Below are 20,522 nucleotides of genomic sequence, written 5' to 3'. Positions count from 1 at the left end.
TAAAACCTAAAAATAAAAAAATATAGGCATTTTTTAAATTTTTACGCATATTATGCATATAATGCATTAGGAGTGGTGGTATGGGTGAAGCAATTTTTTTAGCTGACAAATCATTGACTATAACAAATGAAAAACCAGAGGAAAATATAAATACAGATATAATCTGCTGTGGTTTCAATGGAAATTTTATATATAGAAGTTTTTTGAAATTTGATATATCTTCTCTTCCCTATAATGCTTTTATAACATCAGCAATACTTCAGCTATTTTTGATTGAGGATTATTTTAAGTGTTTAAGTAAAAATTTATATGCTTATATGTTACAGGAGGATTTTGGTGACTTCACAACATATAATCATCAGCCAAAGTTTTATAATGACTATATTAGAACAAATATATCCTATAAAAAGTATGGATTAATTAATATAAATATAACAAGTTTTGCACAACGGTGGATGAGTGGGGAAGTTATAAATAAGGGTATTTTATTAAGATGTGAAGAGAATAAAAAATCTCTTGTAGCCTTCGGTTCATCAAAAAGTAGCCAGTATTCTACAATTCCAAAACTATATATAAATTTTATAAAGCCAAGGGTATATGATGAGGGTAAGTTTATAGAAGTTAAAGAGGAGGTTATGGATTTAAATTTTATAAATACCGGTTATAGTAGTGTTTATGATGTAAGTAGAATGATTATAGGAAGTTTTTTTATAAAAAATACAGGATATAAAGACATTGATGTGTGCGTTGATGTAAGTGCAGATGGTTTAACTTGGGTTAGAGATATTGAAAAGAGGGTTTGTATAAGCCAATGTGAAATTCTTGTACCAAAGTACTATGGAAAATACTATAGAATATCTACATATACAAATGGTGAAGGAAGAGTGAATATTAAATTTATATATCAGGTATATAAATAGGGGGGATATATATGCCTAATAATGCTGTTTTTTCAAATAGTGCAAGTGATCTTAAGGTTCAGATTTTTGGATCAAGTGTTACTACGCCTATACAGGTAGATTCGAACGGTAAGCTACAAATTTCAACTGAAAATCCAATAAATGTAACTGCGACAGATTTGGATATTAGAAATCTCTCAAGTAGTCAAGATGGTGTAGCAGTCTACGGTAGTAATGATGGCGGAACTACTATGAAAATATTAAAAACGAATACTGATGGAGAACTATTTATTACATCTGATGAGACTTTGACAGTGCAGGCTACTGATCTTGATATAAGGAATTTAACAACTGATGATAGTGTTTCAATCTATGGTACCGATGGAACAGATAAAAGACAGATAAAAACAGATAGTAGTGGACGAATTGAGGTTGCATCGATTGCAAACGAAGTAGATATAAGAAATTTATCTAATTCACAGGATTCAATTTTAATCTATGGGTATGATGGTGAAAACAACAAGGTTATCACAACAGATAGCGATGGCTTAATTAAAGTAGTAAATACAAAGAGGAGTTTTGAAAGTCAACTGTTTGGTGATTTGAATACCACAGATAGTTTCACTTATCTTTCCTTTAAAGATGTATCAATGTATTCCGATTATGTATTTTATATAAAAAATAAGGGAAGTAACAGTGCAAGCCTAATAGTGCAGATTAGTCCTACAAATAATGCAAATGATGCAATAGACCATATAATTGACATTATTGTAACTTCGGGCGCCAAAGAACTCATAATACCAAGTAAATTTTTACAATATGTAAGGCTTGGATACAAATCAACATTAAGTGGACAATCAACTACATTGGATGTTTATTTTCAAGCAAGATATTAAATTTGTGGGTGGGAGGGTGGGATAAAGGGGGATATATGTCAATCACGTGTGTTATTTTAGGGGTTTGTAACTTGGAGGAGGAATTAATTGATCAGTTAAAATTTATATCAAAGGATATAATATATGTTCCTATTGTTATTAAGGGAACTAAAAGAAGTGATATTAAGATTTCAAACATAAATTTCGATGGGAATTTATCTAAACTTAAAAATATGGTTCTATCTCAAGTCACTGGAGAATATGTTTTATTTATTATGTCAAATGAGAGAATCTCAGATATAGAATATATAAAAAAATTAAAACTTGAGCATGATGCATACTCCTTTAATGTAATTCAAAATAGGGCAGAGGGAATTGTAGTTGAAAAACAAATAAGGCTCCATAAAAGAAATATTACATACATAGGTCATAATGGAAAAAGTGTGGCTTCTTTTGATTTGGAGGCATTAGATATATTTATTAATACAAAGACTTCTAAGGAAGAAAATATTAATATATATAAAGCTTTAAATAAGTATACAGATAATCTATCTAATTATGATTTTGTTGTCTATATTATGGAGTTATATTATTTGTCCTGTGAATTTGATGAAGTAATAAAGCTATATAATGTAATACATCATATGGGAGTAGATGAATATACTAAAAGATTAGTTGGTTTATCTTATTTTTATAAAAATAGGTATATAGAAGCTAAAATGTTCTTTGAAGAATTAAAACAAAAAAAATATGGTGATTCATCCTATTTTTCAGGATTGATAAATAAAAGGCTTGGAAATTATAATGAAGCTATTGAGGATTTTTTTAGTTGTCTAAAAAGTAAAGATTTTGACATTAGTGTATGGGGATGTAATAGCTTTTTGTGCTATTATGAGTTAGGAGAGGTCTATTATTTTTTAGAGGATTATTCTACCTCTTTAAAATACTATAGTTATGCTTATATGGCAAAAAAGGAATATATATTTTTAAACAAAATGTTTAGGATATTTAAGGTGCTCAAATTTAAAATAAATGTGATAGAAGGATACTTAAAGGACAATTTAAATATACAGGGAAGAGATTTGTATATTAATATGATGAGGGGACTTAGGGATACTGCAAGATGGGAGGAGGTAATTAAATATAGCATATTTGAAGATGATTTAGAATCAGTAGAATCAAGAATTATTGCCTATTATCATATAGGTGAATTTAGTAGGTGTTTTGACCTCATATATACTTATTTTAAATATTTAGATAAAGAATTCTTTCTAACATTGGGTATTTGCTGTATTTTACTTGATAGCAATCTGTATTTGACAAAATTTAAGGACTTTGTGGAAATAATCAAAAGGGAAAATTTGTCTGAGTTAATAGATGCCCACAATTACTTTTATTTTAATACCGAATACAAAGGGAACACTATTTACTTAGAAGCTATAATAAAATTGCTTTTAAGAAGCAGAAACAGCAAAGTTGAAGGCTATGTAAAAAGGCTTATATCCGATAAAATTGATATAAAGTTTTATGATGTTTTAAAAAGTTGTTATGAAAATAAATATTATGATTTATGCTTACAGATAATAGATGATAAATATAGAGATTACAAATTTGATTTCAATGTATTAACAATAAATGCAAAAATATGTTTTCTAAAGGGCAATTATTCAGATTGTGAAAAGTATATTTCCTATGCACTGATGCTTAAGGATAGTGAAGAGTTAAATAGACTACTTTGTATGTGTAGAATAAAAACATCTGTATTAAATATTTTAAAGTCAAAGGATTTGAGTGTAAAGACATCCTGTAGTAGAGCTGTTGATTATTTAGAGCTTGCATATAATAATTTAGATATTTTTAAAGATGAATGAGGTGGTATAGGTGGAAAAGGAAATGTTTAATTTTTTAACAGAAGAGGATGTAAAAAATGAGATAAACTCCTATCAATTAATTGTAAACTACATAAAGGAAAATTTTAAAGATGGAGAGGATTATGGTAAGATAGCAGAATACCCAAAACCAAGTTTATTAAAATCTGGAGCTGAAAAACTATGCTCACTTCTTAATTTTTCCGTTCAGGTTGAGATATTAGAAAAGGTAGAAGATTTTAAAGAAGGCATATTTCATTATGTTTGTAAGTGTACTCTTAAAAATAGTTTAGGACGCACTGTTTCAGAAGGATTAGGGTCCTGCAATAGCAGAGAAAGTAAGTTTTTAAATCAAAATCCATATGGAGTAGCAAATACTGTATTAAAGCTGTCGAAGAAGAGAGCACTTGTTGATGCTATATTAACTGCAACGAGGACATCGGGTATGTTTACTCAAGATATAGAGGAATTAGATGAGATAATAAATACAAATATAAAGGTGAATTTAGCTACAGCCAGCCAGAAGGCCTTTATTGCAAAACTTGCAAAGGATAAAGGGATGTCGGAAACACAACTTATGGATTTTACAAAAAAAGTAACAGGTAAGGAAAAATCAAAGGATTGGACAAAGGATGATGCAGCAAAAATTATAAAAACATTGAAGAATAAATAGAATAATATGAGTCCTTGTGCAAACAATAATTTAAAGGGGTGATATTGTGCAGCACAAGGACATTTTTAATTTTAATAATCCTGATTTTTCTCAACCTATTTCAATTTTAGAGGAGCAGGAGTTTATCAACTATAATTATGATGAATTGCCGTTGCAAAGACTCCCAGAAGAATTAGATAGGTTTACAAGCTTAGGAGCCATAGGTATTGCACTAAATGGTTTGGGGAAAAGAGTCGAATCAGAACACATTTTAAAAAGATTGTAGAGTTCCATTCTATTTCAAATAATTTTTTCGTAAAAATAAGTTAATCATTGACAAAATATTCGAAAAAGATGTAAAATATAAGCGAACCTCCACTTTTCACCACAATAAAAAGGGGGAGGGGTTCAAAATGCTAAAGGAAAAAATCGAAAATTTAAGAATTGAGTTGTATAATGCAATTTTAACAAATAAATTAGATAAAGTATTATATTTAAGCCAAGAATTAGATAAGCTTATAGTTGAGTATTATAATTTGACAACTCAAAATGCTTATCTTCCATCTTAATCACCATTTTAGCCAAGGAATTTTCCTTGGCTAAAAATTTTTTTTGAAAAAAATAAAAATACTATGGAAGGATTTTTATTTTTGTTATAGAATTATAATTGTAGTGGTGAAAAGTGGAGCAAAGTGGTTTGAAAGTGGAGGATAAGATGTTTATTGGGGAGTATAGTCACGCACTTGATGCCAAGAACAGAATGATTGTTCCAGCAAAGTTTAGAGAAGGTTTAGGTGGAAAGTTTATAATTACAAAGGGGCTCGATGGCTGTCTATATGTTTATCCTATTGATGAATGGAAGAAGCTTGAGGATAAGTTGAAGCAACTTCCTTTAACAAATAAGGACGCCCGTGCCTTTGTTAGATTTTTCTTTTCTGGAGCATCAGAGGTTGAAATAGACAAGCAAGGTAGAGCATTAATTCCCCAAAATCTTATCGAATATGCAAATATAGAAAAGGAAATAGTAAGTATAGGTGTTTCAAATAGAATTGAAATTTGGAGTAAAGATAAGTGGCTTGAATATAATGAACAAAATATAGACTACGATGAAATAGCAGAGAAGATGTCACAGCTTGGAATATAGTAATGAGGTGGTAATGTATATGGAATTTAAACATATTTCTATTATGCTACAGGAATGTATTGAGGGTTTAAATATAAAACCTGATGGTATATATGTTGATGGTACTTTAGGTGGTGCGGGCCACTCAAGTGAAATAGTAAAAAGGCTAAGTGGAGGATTGTTAATTGGAATAGATCAGGACAAAGATGCATTAAGGGCATCTATGGAAAGGCTTAAAGATTTTAATAATGTTAAGTTTGTACATAATAATTTTGCAAATATTAAGTATGTATTAAATGAATTGAATGTAGATGGTGTTGATGGTATTTTGCTTGATTTAGGTGTTTCTTCATATCAGCTTGATACTCCTGATAGGGGATTTAGCTATATGCATAATGCAAAGCTTGATATGAGAATGAATAGAGATGTTGATATAACAGCCTATGATGTTGTAAATGGATATACTAAAGAACAATTAATATATATTCTTAAAGAATATGGAGAAGAAAAATGGGCCTCAAGAATTGCAGAATTTATAGTTAAACAAAGAAATGTAAAACCTATTGAAACAACATATGAACTTGTGGATGTCATAAAGGCTGCAATACCAGCATCTGCAAGGCGTGAAGGACCACATCCTGCAAAGAGAACATTTCAAGCAATTCGTATAGAGGTTAATAAGGAGATTGAAATATTAGAAAAGGCTGTTAATGACTGTTTAGATGTTTTAAAAAGTGGAGGTAGACTCTGCATTATAACATTTCATTCCTTAGAGGATAGAATTGTAAAAAATGTCTTTAAGGAGAGACAAAATCCTTGTACTTGTCCACCAAGCTTTCCTGTTTGTGTTTGTGGAAAAAGGGGAGATATTGAAATAATTACAAAAAAGCCAATAGTACCATCGGATGAAGAAATAGAATATAATCCAAGATCAAGAAGTGCAAAACTTAGAATAGCACAAAAAATATAGGTTCTAAAGGTGTGCGGGGGTGAATAATTATGGTAATGGCAAGTAATAAGAATAGATATAAAACGCAGGGTAATGTTGCCTATAAGGTTGAAGTTAACGAGAAAAATAAGGTTAAAAAAGTAGAAAAACCCAAAAAAAGTACTAATAAAAATATAAAGGTTAAACTTAAAGTCTTAAGATTTATATTATTTACATTTGCACTTTCAATATTTACATTATCAAGGTTTGTACTTATATATAATATGAATACTGAACTTAGAGAATTAAAGAGTCAGGTTGCACAGGTGCAAAAGGAAAATCAAAATCTTCAGGTGTCACTTGCTGTTAAAAATAATATAAAAAAGATTGAAGGTGAAGCTGTAAAAAAATATAATATGGTAAATCCTAAGGCAGAAGAGGTAAAATACGTTGATGTCAAGATGTTATCTTCTGCTGAAGACAAAAAGGTTACAGCATATAAATTATTTCAAAAGTTCGTAGGTTTCATCCATTGATTTAGTAATAAACATAGGGGGGATGTATTTGTCAAGGACAACGCTGTCGATGAAAAGAAGAATAGTAGTTATATATATTATAATGATTATAGTTCAAACAGTAATAGTAGGAAGATATGCTTGGGTTCAGCTTGTATGGTCTCCCCAACTACAGAGAATGGCAAAGGAACAGTGGACTTATGAAATTATTATAGAAGCAAATAGGGGAAAGATTTTAGATAGAAATGGAAATGCTCTGGCTTTAAGTGGAAATGTAAATAGAGTCGATGTGGTTTTAAAGGATGTAAATGATGCAGTAAAAAAGAATAAGATTACTAAAGAGGAGATGGCAAGTAAGTTAGCTCCACTGCTTGATTTGAGTAAAGATAGTATTTTGAAAAAGTTAAATATGAATTATAATGCTGTCATATTAAAAAGAAGAATAGATAAAGACATAGGAAATAAAATTAGAGAACTAAAGTTGCCAGGGGTAATAGTGTCTGAGGATACAAAACGATACTATCCTAATGGCAATTTTTTAGCACATGTTTTAGGAACTACAGATGCAGATGGTAATGGAAGAGCAGGGCTTGAAATGTATTATAATAAAGAGTTAAAGGGTAAAACTGGTAGATTAATTATCCAAGGAGATGCGTATCACAGAGAATTACCCTATGATGCACCTACCTATATTCCTCCTAAAAATGGATATGATTTAGTTTTAACAATAGATCAGTCAATTCAATTTTTTGTTGAAAGGGCATTAGAACAAGGACTTGAGGAATATAAAGCAAAGAGAATAAGTGCAATAGTTATGGATCCAAAGACAGGAGAAATTCTGGCAATGGCAAACAAACCAGATTATGATCCTAATAATCCTTTTGCTGGTAAAACTACTGAGGAGGCACTAAATAGCTGGAGAAATAGAATGGTTCAAGAGAATTTTGAGCCTGGTTCAATTTTGAAGGTATATACTGCTGCAGCAGCACTTGAGGAAAATATAGTAAATGAAAATAGTAAATATGTATGTACTGGAGGCAAGGTGGTTGCAGGAAGAAGAATAAAATGTTGGAAGACTTCAGGTCACGGTACACAAACCTTTGCCGAAATTCTACAAAATTCCTGTAACGTAGGTTTTATGGAGGTAGGTCTTGAGCTTGGTGCACAAAGACTTCGTAAGTATTTTGCACAATTTGGATTTGGTCAAAAAACTGGTATAGATTTTCCAGGTGAAGAAAAAGGTATATTGATTCCGGTATCAAGTATGGGACCTGTGGAAACAGCAAACCAAGCCTTTGGTCAAGGTGTTGCGGTAACTGGAATTCAATATATTACTGCATTGTCTGCAATTGCAAATGATGGTGTAATGATGAAACCCCACTTTTTAAAGAAGGTATTATATACAGATGAGGATGGTAATACATCTGTTATAAGAGAATACCAACCTCAGAGTGTAAAACAAGTAATATCAAAGGATACAGCTGCGGAGTTGAGGAGTTTGTTAGAACTTGTTGTATCAAAGGGAGGAGCAAAAAAGGCATACTTAGAAGGTTATCATGTTGGAGGAAAAACTGGTACTGCACAAAAGGTTGCCCAAAACCCTAAATCTGGTTATGAGCCCGGTAAGTATATTTCGTCCTTTGGTGCTATCGTTCCTGCTAATAATCCAAGGTTTACTATATTAGTATCAATAGATGAACCAGATCCATCTAACTATTATGCAGGTAGTACCGCTGCACCTCTTGCAAGGGTTATAATTGAAGATATTGTAAAATACTTAAATATTGAACCAGATAGTGTTGAGGTGATAACACCTGAAATAGTTTTACCAGAAATTAGAGGTTTAAAATTGAATGAGGCTGTTAATATTTTGAAACAAAATAAGATTGACTATGAGAAGCAAGGGAATGGAGATATAGTGTATGATATGAGTCCAAAACCTGGAGTTTCTGTCAAACAAAATACAAAGATAACTTTATATATGGGATACGAACAAAACAAAGATTTAAAGGTGGTTGTTCCTGATTTTAAAAATATGACTAAAAAGGAAATTACGGAACTTGCTAAGGCTCTGGGAATAAAAGTTAATATTTCTGGTGAAGGTATCGGAGCAACACAGGATATTTTACCAGGACAAGAGGTTGATAAAAACACTACAATTAATGTACTATTAGAACAGCCGGAGGATTAATATATTTAGCACAATATGGTATTCCATATTGTGCTAAAAAATTAAAGGGGGTGTATTTATGAATCTTTTTTCTCTGCTTAATGGGTTGGATTTTGAGTTGTTACAGGGCGATGATGTAGAGATAAGACACCTGTCTTATTCAAGTAGTGATATTAGAAACGAAAGCCTTTTTTTCTGCATTGAGGGGTTTAAAACAGACGGACACTTATTTGTAAAGGAAGCTGTAGAAAAGGGTGCAAGGGCTGTAGTTGTCTCAAAGGATGTTTTTGTTGGTAAAGATATTACGGTTGTAAAGGTCAAGGATACCAGAGAAGCAATGGCAGCTATCTCTGCTAAATTTTATGGCACACCTTTAAATTCTTTAGAGGTTATTGGTGTTACTGGTACAAATGGAAAGACTACAACTACATTTATGATTAAATCAATTTTAGACGAGTTCAATAAAAAAACAGCCCTATTAGGTACAATATATGAAATTATAGGAGATAAAATAGAAGAAGCTAAAAGAACCACCCCTGAATCTTTAGATTTACAAAGGTATTTTTATGAAATGAAACAAAATAATATTACCCATTGCATTATGGAGGTTTCATCCCATTCCCTTGAGCTTAAAAGAGTTTATGGAATTAATTTTAAAGTAGGTATTTTTACAAACTTAACACAGGATCACTTAGATTTTCATAGGACTATGGAAAATTATTTTAATGCAAAAATGAAATTATTTAATTGTAGTGAATATTGTGTTATAAATATAGATGATGAATATGGGAAAAAAGCTTATGGCCTATTGAAAAATAAAAAGATAATAACATTTGGAATAGATAATAGAGCAGATATTATGGCAAAGAATTTAATAATAGATTCAGATGGGACAGAATTTGATTTAATATTAGATAATTATATTAGAAGAGTAAAACTACATCTGCCAGGTAAATTTAATGTTTATAATGCATTAGGAAGTATTGCTGCAGCACTTTCAATAAATATACCTATTGAGGTTGCAGTAAAGGGAGTTGAAAAATTAAAATCAGTACCTGGTAGAAGTGAAAAAATTAGTTGTAATATAGGCTCCACAATTGTAATTGATTATGCACATACTCCTGATGGAATAGAAAATATATTAAAAGCTGCAAGGGAATATACAAGAGGAAGGTTAATTACTGTATTTGGATGTGGAGGCGATAGAGATAGAGGAAAAAGACCACTTATGGGCAAGGCTGCAGGGCTACTTTCTGATTTTTGTATTATAACATCTGATAACCCAAGAAGTGAAGAACCACAGGATATAATAAAAGATATTATACCTGGTATTGTTACTACTAATTGTAAATATGTTATAATTGAAGATAGAAGAAAGGCAATAGAATATGCCATAAAAAATTCAGTAAAGGGTGATGTAATAGTGATTGCTGGAAAGGGACATGAAAAATATCAAATACTTAAGGACAAAGTTATAGAATTTGATGAAAGAAAAATTGTAGAGGATATTTTGAAGGAAGTAGTAACTCTGGAGGATATTATTACAGCTACAAAGGGGAAGGCGTATAATATAAAGGATACAAAAATAAAAGTAAATAAAATACAAACAGACAGTAGAAAAATTGAAGAGGGTGATGTTTTTGTTGCACTTATTGGAGAAAAATTTGATGGGCATAATTTTATAAAGGAAGTTAAAGGAAAAGGTGCTTTATGTGCTGTAGTTTCAAAGTTAGATTTAAATGTGGATATACCTCAAATTTTAGTAGATGACACATTAAGGGCCTATAAAGAAATAGCAAGATACTATAGGTTAAGATATGACATTCCTGTTGTGGCGGTTACTGGCAGTAGTGGTAAAACAACAACTAAGGAGATGATAGCTTCAGTTTTATCCCAAAGGTTAAATGTATTAAAGACTGAAAAGAATTTTAATAATGAGATAGGAATACCAATGACAGTTTTAAATCTAAATTCAAAACATAGGGCAGCTGTTTTAGAAATGGGAATGGATCGCTTTGGAGAGATTGAAAGTTCAGCATATGTAGCAAATCCCAATATTGCTGTTATTAGTAATATAGGAACAGCACATATTGAAAAGTTAGGTAGTAGGGAAAATATACTAAAGGCTAAAATGGAAATAACTACTTTTTTCAAAAAGGATAACATATTGATAATAAATGCTGATGATGATATGTTAAATAAAGTAGTTACAGATAAATATAAAGTTGTTAAATTTGCAATAAATAATGATGCTGAATATAAAGCTTATGATATAATAGATTTAGGTTCTGAGGGAATGGAATTTAAATGCTTATTATCAGGCATAGAAAGAAAATTTAAAGTTGCACTACCAGGAACACACAACATATATAATGCCTTATCTGCAATAGCAGTAGGGGATATTTTAGGTTTGAATTATGAAGAAATATATAATGGGATATTGGTATTTAATCCCGGTAATATGAGAATGAACATTGTTGAATTAGAGCAGGGTACTAAGCTAATAATTGACTGCTATAATGCTAATCCAGATTCTATGAAGGCTGCATTAGATGTTTTAAGTAAGTTTAATGGAAGAAGAATTGCAGTCTTAGGAGATATGTTTGAACTTGGAGATTACTCAGTTGAGTTACATAAGGAAGTTGGAGGATATGCTGCAAATAAGTGTGATATGTTGGTTGCAATTGGTGATTCTTCAAAATATTACTTTGAAGAGGCAAAAAATAAAATTGAATCCTATTATTTTAAAACTAAAGAGGAGGCATTAAATTTTATTAAAAGTAATGTTAAAGGAAATGATGTTATTTTAATAAAGGCTTCAAGAGGTATGGAGCTTGAGTATATATCAGACAATTTAAAAGAGCATAGGAAGTGAGGTTGTAAACATGGAGCTTACGATATTTGCTACAATACTTTCTTTCATAATTGTACTTTTGATAGGACCAATAGTTATTCCTCTTCTTAAGATATTTAAGTTTGGACAAAATATTAGAGAGGAAGGACCAAAAAGCCATCTTAAAAAGGCTGGAACACCAACGATGGGTGGACTGATGTTTATAATAAGTTTAATAATATCAGTATTGGCTCTTTCTTCAAAAATGAGCAGTGCACTATGGATTGCGTTGATTACAACTGTTGGATATGGTTTTATAGGACTTCTTGATGATAGCTTGAAGATAATTCGAAAGCAGAACTTAGGATTAAGAGCCTATCAAAAATTAATAGGTCAAATAACCTTTGCATTAATTCTTTCAATTTATGCCTATAACAATCCAGATATTGGCAGTATGGTGCACATACCATATACAACTAAATTTATTGATTTAGGTAGTTTCTATATACCGTTTATGGTTTTTGTTGTTGTTGGAACTACTAATGCAGTTAACTTAACTGATGGATTAGACGGTTTAGCAGCCAGTGTTACTTTAATTATCTGTGTTTTCTTTGCTATTGTGACCTATGGATTAAAAAGGCAGGATCTATCATTGTTTTGTGGTGCACTTGCAGGAGGTCTTTTAGGATTTTTAAAATATAATGCATATCCAGCACAGGTCTTTATGGGAGATACAGGATCCCTTGCTTTAGGTGGTGCTATATCTGCACTTGCAATTTTACTAAAGATGCCCTTCATAATAGTAATAGTTGGGCTAATATATGTTGTTGAGACACTTTCAGTAATTATTCAGGTGATTAGTTTTAAACTAACAAAGAAAAGAGTATTTAAAATGGCACCACTTCATCATCACTATGAACAGTTAGGTTGGCATGAAACTAAAATTGTTGCTTGGTTTAGTATATTTACTGCCATATTTTGTTTAATTGGTTTTTTAGCAATTAGTTTTTAGGGGGTTTAGCATGAAGGAAAAAAAAGGGCCTATTGACTTTGTTCTCTTTGCAGATATACTAATATTACTTTCCATAGGTATTTCTATGGTTTTTAGTGCCAGTATGCCTGAAGGAGAGATATATTATGGTAATCCACACTATTTCTTGATTAGACAAAGTATATGGGCAGTATTAGGAATTATTGTTATGTTGTTTACATCAAATATAGATTATAGGTTTTGGAGAAATAAAAACATCTTAGTTTTTGGATTTTTTACTGTTGTACTTATGTTAATTGGAGTTTTCTTTTTTCCACCTGTTAAAGGGGCAAGAAGATGGCTTGGGTTTGGATTTGCAAAAATTCAGCCATCTGAGATAGCAAAGATTTTTATAGTTTTATTTTTGGCTAATATGATTGAAAAAAAGGGCCAAGATAAAATGAAAAGCTTTTTTAAAGGATTATTTCCAGGACTTGTTATTATGGGGATTTTTGTTGGTCTAATTATTAAGGAACCTAATATGAGTACATCGGTTATTATAGCTACAGTATCACTTATTTTGTTATTTGCAGGTGGTGCAAAGATAAGGCATATGCTCCTTTTATTTTTATCGGGTGTAGTTTTGGCAATTATTGCAATTATTAGAGAACCCTATAGAATGAGAAGATTTACAGGTTTTTTAAACCCTTGGGCTGATAAATTAGAATCTGGATATCAAGCAATTCAGTCCCTTTATGCATTGGGTGCTGGAGGGCTATTTGGTAGAGGACTTGGTCTTTCAAAGCAGAAGTTTTATTATATACCAGAAGCACAAAATGACTTTATATTTGCTATAATTGGTGAGGAATTAGGTTTTATTGCTACCTTTATTATAATTCTATGCTTCTCTGTACTTATATGGAGAGGAATTAGAATTTCAATTAAGTGTAAAGATAAATACGGAAGCCTTGTAGCCTTAGGAATTACATCAATAATAGCAGTTCAATCATCTGTCAACTTTTTAGTTGTATCATCATTTATGCCAGTTACTGGTGTTACACTACCACTAATTAGCTATGGCGGTTCATCGTTACTTTTTACAATGGCAGGACTTGGGATACTGTTAAATATATCCAGATATATAACAAAGGATGGAGTTGATTAATATGAAGGTAATAATTACTGGTGGGGGTACAGGAGGACATATATATCCAGGTGTAGCAATAGCAAAAAAAATTCAGGAAAAGTATAAGGGAGCAGAGATAATTTTTGTTGGAAGCGAAAATGGGCTTGAAGGTAAATTAGTTCCAAAGGAAGGATTTAAAATAAAACTTATACCTGTTGAGGGACTTAATAAAAGAATTTCTTTTGGTACCTTCAAGTCAGTGATAAAGGTATTAAAGGGATTTGGTAAGGCTGGCAAAATTATAAATGAATTTAAGCCAGATGTTGTTATTGGAACTGGAGGTTATGTATGTGGTCCTGTGGTAATGCAGGCAGCACTAAAGGGGATACCAACAATAATTCACGAACAGAATGCTTTTCCAGGCGTTACTAATAAAATTCTTTCACACTTTGTTGATAGAATTGCTATTACATTTAGGGAATCTGAAAAATATTTTCCTAAGAATAAGGTTGTGTATACAGGAAATCCAATAAGGAAGCAGATACTTATGGCTAATAAAGAACAGGCAATTTCATCAATGGGGCTTGAGAAAAATAAGCCAATTGTGTTAGTGGTTGGAGGAAGTAGAGGAGCAAAAAATATAAATATTGCAGTTGTTGATATTATAAATGAACTATATAAAAATGGTATACAGCTTATATTTATCACAGGTGAAAACAATTATAATGAGGTAATTGAAAAAGTAAAGTCTAAATATCAAATAAACAATATGAAGGGAATTAAAATTTTACCATATGTGTATAATATGCACGATGCATTAGCAGCCTCTGATTTGATTATAAGTAGAGCAGGTGCTACTATTATATCTGAGATAACTGCATTAGGAAAACCATCTATTTTAATACCTTCACCCTATGTTGCAAATAATCATCAAGAATATAATGCAAGGGCATTAGAGGAAAAAGGTGCCTGCATTGTAATAAAAGAATCAGAACTTAAAAATGATATATTAAAGGAACAGGTATTAAATATAGTTAAAAATAAAGAGATATTATTGAATATGGCAAATGCATCTAAAAAACTTTCAAAATTAGATGCTGCAGATAATATAGTAAATCTTATAGAAGAGATTAAAAAATAATGTTGCAGGAATCTTCCTGCAACAAATTTATTGAAATACAAGGGATGGTGTTATGGAGGAAAAACTTATTAAAAGACAAAAACAAAAAAGGTTCTTATCATTTTTAATCATTTTTATAATTCTTTCAATTACAGTTGTAATTTCATTAAAATCAGATTATTTTAAAATAAAGGAAGTTGAAGTTAAAAATAATAATTTGATATCAAGGGATGAGGCTATCATTTTAGCAAATGTAATAGGAGAAAATATATTTTTTTTAGATAAAAATAAAGTAAAAACAAACATTCTAAATAATCCCTACGTTAAAGACGTAAAAATAAATAAAAAACTTCCTTCAAAGATTTTATTGACAATTGAAGAAAAGGATATAAAGGGAATTATAAGAGTAAAAAATTATTTTGTAGATATCGATAGTGAAGGAAGAATGGTTCATACTATAAACAAATTTCCTAATGGTAAGCTTATATATTTAGAAGGAATAGATGCAAAGGAATATGTGTTTAATGAATATGTTACCAGTGATTCTGTAAAATTAAAAAGTATTGTTGAGATATTAAAGATTTTCTCGTATATAGATATAAAATCCCAAATTGAGAAGGTAGATGTTAAGGACCCTTATAATGTTAATATTATAACAAAAAGTGGAATTAATATATGTGTAGGAGATTGTTCTAATTTAGAATATAAACTTTCCTTTGCAATGACTCTTTTAAAAAGCCCTGAATTAAGTGGTAAGAAGGGGACTATAGATATAAGTTCTGATGGAACAGCTGTATTTAACGAAAAGAGGTGATTAGATGAAAAAATTAAAATCACAGTTAAGCTTAGCCTTTATTTGTCTTATATTAGGTTTTATGATAACTTATCAGTATAGAATTTCCTATTCTAAAACAAAAATTGTAGATACAAGACAAATAAGTGACTTAGTTAAGCAAAATGAAATTTTGAAAAAGCAGAAGGAAGAATTGGATTTGAAGGTTAGAGAGTATCAATCAAAAATTGATGAAATTGAAAAATCAGTTACAATAGGTAATGAGGCTGCTGAAAAGTTAAAAAACGAGCTTGATAATTTAAGAGTTCTATCGGGACTTAATGATGTTGAAGGCCAAGGTATTGTTATTACAATTTCTCCAGTAGATAATGTTAAAAATAATTATATAAACCAAGTTTATGCTACTGATATTTTAGATATTATAAATGAATTAAACTCATCTGGTGCAGAGGCAATATCAATAAATGAAGAAAGGTATATAGCAAGAACTCAAATAAGAGAGGCAGGTGCCTATATAAAAATAAATGAAACAAAGTTTAGTCCACAGGATAAGTTTGTTATAAAGGCTATTGGAGATCCAAGTATATTAGAAGGTGCATTTAAAATGCCAGGAAATATTTTAGAACAGAATGCAGATAGAATAGCTTATACAATTGAAAAATCAGATAATATTAAAATATTAAAGTACAACAAAAAGATAGATTTTAAATATGCTAAACCAGGAAGGTGATGAGATGGTACCTTTAATAGGATTATTGATAGGTGTGTTATTGGGTATATTTTTAAAAATAGATATTCCAACATCGTTTACAGCGTATATTCCCGTAGCGATACTTGCAGCCCTCGATTCTGTTTTTGGAGGAGCAAGGGCATCACTTGAAAAAAAGTTTGATTCTGATATATTCATATCAGGCTTTTTCAGTAATATTGTACTTGCTATAGGGCTAACTTATCTTGGGGATGCATTAAATGTACCTATTTATTTAGCAGCTGTAGTAGTATTTGGTAGCAGGCTTTTTAATAACTTTGCAATTATAAGAAGAATAATATTAGAGAAGCTAAGGAGTAAGATGAAGGAAAGGGAGGAGTAGTGAAATGAAATTTAATGAATCAAAACTTCTCCTTATGATGTCAGGTATATTCACTGGTATTGTAATTACATCTTTTTTAGTCAAATCTACTCCTACTAAAACAATGTTTTTGACTTATAAGGATTATCAAAAACTTAAACACGAAAATTTCACATTAAATAGAGAAGTGGCAGCACTATCTAAAAATTTAGTTGAACTTCAGGTAAAATATAATCAATATACTACAAGTGAAAAAAGGACAAAAACAATCCTCGAATCTTTAAAAAAGGAATATGAAGAGGCCAAAATGTTATCAGGAATGGAGCAGGTTAAGGGACCAGGAATAGAAGTAAAGGTTGATGATGCACGAAGGAGTACTTACTTAAATGACTTTGAATTATGGAATAGTATAGTACATGATTTTGATTTAAGACAGCTTATTGTTGATTTAAAAAATGCAAATGCAGAAGCAATTGAAGTTAATGGGTATAGAGTAGTTGCTAATACTTCAATAACCTGTGAAGGTCCTATAATTATGATAAATGGGAATTATATAACACCACCCTTTACAATTAAAGCAATAGGTGATAAAGACGCACTTTACTATGCTATGTATAATCCTGATAGCTGGTATAAAACAATGGAATTGAGAGGATTGAAATTGAATTTAATAAAGCAGGATGAAATTACAATAAAGGGTGTTAATGAAGATATTGAACCTAAATACTTAAAAATAAAAAGATAAAAATTATTATAGTTTAGACTAAATTTTTTAAAAAATGTTACGATAATAAAAAAGTAAAATAAATTTTATTTTGTAAAAAGGGAATTTAAAATTTTTGTTGAATTATATTAATAATATACTAATGTTGGGAGGTTAAAATTTAAATGAGCAATGTAGTTGCAGCCTTAGATATAGGTTCATCTAAAGTGTGTATAATTATTGCTGAGATGAAAAATAAGCAGTTTAATGTTTTAGGTGTTGGAACCTCCGAGTGTAAGGGTGTTAAGAAGGGAATTATAGTTGATATAGATTCAACTGTTGAAGCAATTAATGGTGCACTAAAACAAGCAGAACATATGTCAAATAAAAAAATAAAATCGGTATTTGTTAATATTCCTGGAGGATATACTAACCTATATAAAACAAAGGGAGTTATAGCTGTTTCAAGGGATGATAAGGAAATTACAAAGGAGGATGTAAATAGGGTACTTGAGGCAGCAAAGGTTGTGGCTATACCTCAGGATAAAGAGATAATAGATATTATACCAGAACAATATATAGTAGATGGATATGATGAAATAAGAGACCCTATTGGTATGGTAGGGGTTAGACTTGAGGTGGATGCTAATTTAATTGTTGCATCCTGTACAACTGTTCAAAATATAATAAGAAGCATACAAAAGGCAGGATTAGCCTGTGATGGAATAATTTTAGAACCACTTGCAACATCAAGTGTGGTTTTAAGTGATGATGAGAAGGAACTTGGTATAGCTTTAATTGATGTTGGTGCTGAGACAACTGACATCTCTGTATTTAGAAAGGGATCACTAATATTTACCAAGGTTATACCAGTAGGTGGAAATCATATTACAAATGATATTTCTATTATATGTAAAATAACATCAACTGATGCTGAAAAAATTAAGAGACAATATGGAGTAGCTACTTCAAATTTAATAAGAAATAATGATATAATAAAGATAAACAGTATTGGTGGTAAATCTGAAAAGGAAGTTTACCTTAAGGATATAGCTGAAATAATGGAGGCAAGAATTTCAGAAATGCTATATCTTGTAAGAAAGGAATTGGAGGATAGGAATCTATACAATTCAATTTCCGCTGGTGTTGTTATAACAGGAGGAGGGCTCTTTAATATCAAGGGTATTCAGGATGTTGCACAATCAAGTTTTGAATTACCTGTTAGATTTGGCTATCCAAATTATATTGGAGTTGCAAATCCAATATATTCAGCTTCAGCTGGGACTGCTTTTTATGCTTTAAAGGAAAAAAGGACAAGCACAGTGGAACTATCACATTCAGTTCCTAAGAAGGAAGAGGATAGTCACTTTGAAGATTATGTTGAAGACGATTCTTCAAGTAAAAGAAATATACTGGACAAAATTAAAGATTTTTTTGCAGATTTTTTCTAAAATACAAAAGGGGGTATAAATGTGCTAGATTTTGATTTTGAAATTGAGGCAGGAGCTAAAATAAAGGTTGTAGGAGTAGGTGGAGGCGGTAATAACGCTGTTAATAGAATGATTGAATCAGGATTACAAGGTGTTGAGTTTATATCAGTTAATACAGATAGACAAGCATTGCATCACTCAAAGGCACCAGTAAAGATACAAATAGGAGAAAAGCTTACAAAGGGACTTGGTGCAGGTGCAAATCCTGAGATTGGTGAAAAATCAGCTGAAGAGAGTAGAGAAATTATTGTACAAGCACTAAAGGATGCAGATTTAGTGTTTATAACAGCTGGTATGGGTGGTGGTACCGGAACTGGTGCAGCACCTGTTATTGCAGAAATTGCAAAGGAAATGGGAATATTAACAGTTGGTGTTGTTACAAAGCCCTTTGACTTTGAAAGAGGAACAAGAAGAATCAATGCTGAAAAAGGAATAGCAAAATTAAAGGAAAAGGTGGATACTTTAGTTACTATTCCAAATGATAGGTTAAAGCATATTATAGACAAAAAGACACCAATAACAGAGGCCTTTAGAATTGCAGACGATGTCTTAAGACAAGGTGTTCAAGGTATTTCAGACCTCATAGTAAAACCTGGAGTTATAAACCTTGACTTTGCGGACATAAAAACTATTATGTTAAATAGAGGTTTAGCTCATATGGGTATTGGTAGAGCTTCAGGCGAAAATAGAGCAATTGAAGCTGTTAAGATGGCTATATCAAGCCCATTGCTTGAGACAACTATTGATGGAGCAACAGGAGTTTTAATAAATGTTACAGGCGGACCAAGTTTAACATTGTTTGAAGTGGATGAAGCTGCAGAACAAGTAAGACAAGTTGCAGACCCAGATGCAAATGTAATTTTTGGTACTGCAGTAGATGAAAGCTTAGGTGATGAGATCAGTATTACTGTTATAGCAACTGGTTTTGATAAGGTAAGAGAAGTAAAAGTAGAAGAGAAGGAAAAGGAATCCCATGATGAAGAAAAGTCACCAAAGGTGATTAATTTTGAGCCAGATTCTGATTTAGATATACCACCATTTATACGCAATCAAAGAGCAAGAAGATAAGAGGATAGAAGAGATAGGTATGGATAAATACCTATCTTTTTGGCTCTTTGTCAATTGTTGGGGCGGGTATTCAATTAGAATGCCTGTCCTTTCTTGTTTGAGAGTGATTTTATAAAGATAGGTTGGATGGGGGAGAGTCCCCTGCAAAAAATTGCAGGACAAAAAGACCAACGGGAGTTGGTTTTCTAAAATTTGGTATTATAATTTACTTTAATTACAGCAATGAAGAATTCTATTTCTAAACCTATCAAAGTTTTTAAAGCCGAAGGCATTTCTTTTAATAACTTTAATTTTGTTATTAAAGCCTTCAGTACAAGCA

General features: G+C 31.0%; 21 protein-coding genes and 1 pseudogene. 21 read left to right on the top strand and 1 reads right to left on the bottom strand.

Annotated elements, in window-relative coordinates; translation table 11 throughout:
* Positions 1 to 80: 80 nt before the first annotated feature.
* The 21 genes and pseudogenes from A3M9_RS0107825 to ftsZ all read left to right on the top strand — a co-directional run bounded on the left by A3M9_RS0107825 (position 81) and on the right by ftsZ (position 20,203).
* Positions 81 to 920, top strand: a complete 840-nt coding sequence (locus A3M9_RS0107825; RefSeq protein WP_027308732.1) for a DNRLRE domain-containing protein — start codon at positions 81 to 83, stop codon at positions 918 to 920.
* Between the two features lie 11 nt (positions 921 to 931).
* Positions 932 to 1,795, top strand: a complete 864-nt coding sequence (locus tag A3M9_RS0107820) for a DUF6385 domain-containing protein (RefSeq protein ID WP_027308731.1) — start codon at positions 932 to 934, stop codon at positions 1,793 to 1,795.
* A gap of 35 nt (positions 1,796 to 1,830) precedes the next feature.
* Positions 1,831 to 3,645 (top strand): lipopolysaccharide assembly protein LapB, encoded by a 1,815-nt coding sequence (locus A3M9_RS0107815; protein ID WP_198011953.1) that lies wholly within the window; start codon positions 1,831 to 1,833, stop codon positions 3,643 to 3,645.
* Positions 3,646 to 3,655: 10 nt separating this feature from the next.
* On the top strand, positions 3,656 to 4,315 hold the full coding sequence (locus A3M9_RS14210; RefSeq protein ID WP_051350656.1) for a hypothetical protein: 660 nt from the start codon (positions 3,656 to 3,658) through the stop codon (positions 4,313 to 4,315).
* Between the two features lie 46 nt (positions 4,316 to 4,361).
* The gene (locus A3M9_RS0107805) at positions 4,362 to 4,580 is read left to right on the top strand and encodes a hypothetical protein (RefSeq protein ID WP_027308729.1); all 219 of its coding nucleotides are present in this window, start codon (positions 4,362 to 4,364) and stop codon (positions 4,578 to 4,580) included.
* Between the two features lie 127 nt (positions 4,581 to 4,707).
* Entirely contained in the window at positions 4,708 to 4,863 is a 156-nt protein-coding gene (locus A3M9_RS14445; protein ID WP_084424707.1) for an aspartyl-phosphate phosphatase Spo0E family protein, read from the top strand.
* A gap of 146 nt (positions 4,864 to 5,009) precedes the next feature.
* Positions 5,010 to 5,438 carry a division/cell wall cluster transcriptional repressor MraZ gene (gene mraZ, locus A3M9_RS0107795; RefSeq protein WP_027308728.1) on the top strand — a complete coding sequence of 143 codons (429 nt, stop codon included), beginning with the start codon at positions 5,010 to 5,012 and terminating at the stop codon, positions 5,436 to 5,438.
* Between the two features lie 19 nt (positions 5,439 to 5,457).
* Positions 5,458 to 6,387, top strand: coding sequence for a 16S rRNA (cytosine(1402)-N(4))-methyltransferase RsmH (gene rsmH, locus A3M9_RS0107790; protein ID WP_027308727.1), 930 nt, complete (start codon positions 5,458 to 5,460; stop codon positions 6,385 to 6,387).
* A gap of 29 nt (positions 6,388 to 6,416) precedes the next feature.
* A complete protein-coding gene (locus tag A3M9_RS0107785; protein ID WP_027308726.1) occupies positions 6,417 to 6,881 on the top strand; it encodes a hypothetical protein in 465 nt (154 codons plus the stop codon).
* A gap of 28 nt (positions 6,882 to 6,909) precedes the next feature.
* Complete coding sequence (locus A3M9_RS0107780; RefSeq protein ID WP_370882851.1) at positions 6,910 to 9,051, top strand: stage V sporulation protein D; 2,142 nt, start codon at positions 6,910 to 6,912, stop codon at positions 9,049 to 9,051.
* A gap of 58 nt (positions 9,052 to 9,109) precedes the next feature.
* Positions 9,110 to 10,552 (top strand): annotated as a pseudogene (locus tag A3M9_RS14895) (UDP-N-acetylmuramoyl-L-alanyl-D-glutamate--2,6-diaminopimelate ligase); the annotation flags it as partial.
* Complete coding sequence (gene murF / locus A3M9_RS14890; protein ID WP_242826192.1) at positions 10,541 to 11,905, top strand: UDP-N-acetylmuramoyl-tripeptide--D-alanyl-D-alanine ligase; 1,365 nt, start codon at positions 10,541 to 10,543, stop codon at positions 11,903 to 11,905. The pseudogene A3M9_RS14895 and the gene murF, both read left to right, overlap by 12 nt.
* 10 nt (positions 11,906 to 11,915) lie before the next feature.
* Entirely contained in the window at positions 11,916 to 12,875 is a 960-nt protein-coding gene (mraY, locus tag A3M9_RS0107770) for a phospho-N-acetylmuramoyl-pentapeptide-transferase (protein ID WP_027308724.1), read from the top strand.
* Between the two features lie 10 nt (positions 12,876 to 12,885).
* Complete coding sequence (ftsW, locus tag A3M9_RS0107765; protein ID WP_027308723.1) at positions 12,886 to 13,998, top strand: putative lipid II flippase FtsW; 1,113 nt, start codon at positions 12,886 to 12,888, stop codon at positions 13,996 to 13,998.
* 1 nt (position 13,999) lies between these two features.
* A complete protein-coding gene (gene murG / locus A3M9_RS0107760) occupies positions 14,000 to 15,100 on the top strand; it encodes an undecaprenyldiphospho-muramoylpentapeptide beta-N-acetylglucosaminyltransferase (protein ID WP_027308722.1) in 1,101 nt (366 codons plus the stop codon).
* Positions 15,101 to 15,152: 52 nt separating this feature from the next.
* Positions 15,153 to 15,893: a cell division protein FtsQ/DivIB gene (locus A3M9_RS0107755; protein ID WP_027308721.1), complete on the top strand. Its 741-nt coding sequence runs from the start codon at positions 15,153 to 15,155 to the stop codon at positions 15,891 to 15,893.
* A 4-nt stretch (positions 15,894 to 15,897) separates the two neighbouring features.
* Positions 15,898 to 16,602, top strand: coding sequence for a DUF881 domain-containing protein (locus A3M9_RS0107750; RefSeq protein ID WP_027308720.1), 705 nt, complete (start codon positions 15,898 to 15,900; stop codon positions 16,600 to 16,602).
* 4 nt (positions 16,603 to 16,606) lie between these two features.
* The gene (locus A3M9_RS0107745) at positions 16,607 to 16,963 is read left to right on the top strand and encodes a small basic family protein (RefSeq protein ID WP_027308719.1); all 357 of its coding nucleotides are present in this window, start codon (positions 16,607 to 16,609) and stop codon (positions 16,961 to 16,963) included.
* A gap of 4 nt (positions 16,964 to 16,967) precedes the next feature.
* Complete coding sequence (locus A3M9_RS0107740; protein ID WP_027308718.1) at positions 16,968 to 17,687, top strand: DUF881 domain-containing protein; 720 nt, start codon at positions 16,968 to 16,970, stop codon at positions 17,685 to 17,687.
* A gap of 143 nt (positions 17,688 to 17,830) precedes the next feature.
* Positions 17,831 to 19,096: a cell division protein FtsA gene (gene ftsA, locus A3M9_RS0107735; protein ID WP_027308717.1), complete on the top strand. Its 1,266-nt coding sequence runs from the start codon at positions 17,831 to 17,833 to the stop codon at positions 19,094 to 19,096.
* 21 nt (positions 19,097 to 19,117) lie between these two features.
* Positions 19,118 to 20,203, top strand: a complete 1,086-nt coding sequence (ftsZ, locus tag A3M9_RS0107730; protein WP_027308716.1) for a cell division protein FtsZ — start codon at positions 19,118 to 19,120, stop codon at positions 20,201 to 20,203.
* 210 nt (positions 20,204 to 20,413) lie between these two features.
* On the opposite strand, the gene A3M9_RS14435 is transcribed toward ftsZ, so the two are convergent.
* A partial coding sequence (locus tag A3M9_RS14435; RefSeq protein ID WP_156897870.1) for a transposase occupies positions 20,414 to 20,522 on the bottom strand: 109 nt, incomplete at its 5' end.

It is taken from the genome of Caloramator sp. ALD01 (assembly GCF_000472625.1).
GTDB classification, from domain to species: Bacteria; Bacillota; Clostridia; order Clostridiales; family Caloramatoraceae; genus Thermobrachium; species Thermobrachium proteoclasticum.
The sequence above is the reverse complement of the archived record's forward strand: the minus strand, read 5'-3'. Positions and strand labels throughout refer to the sequence as shown.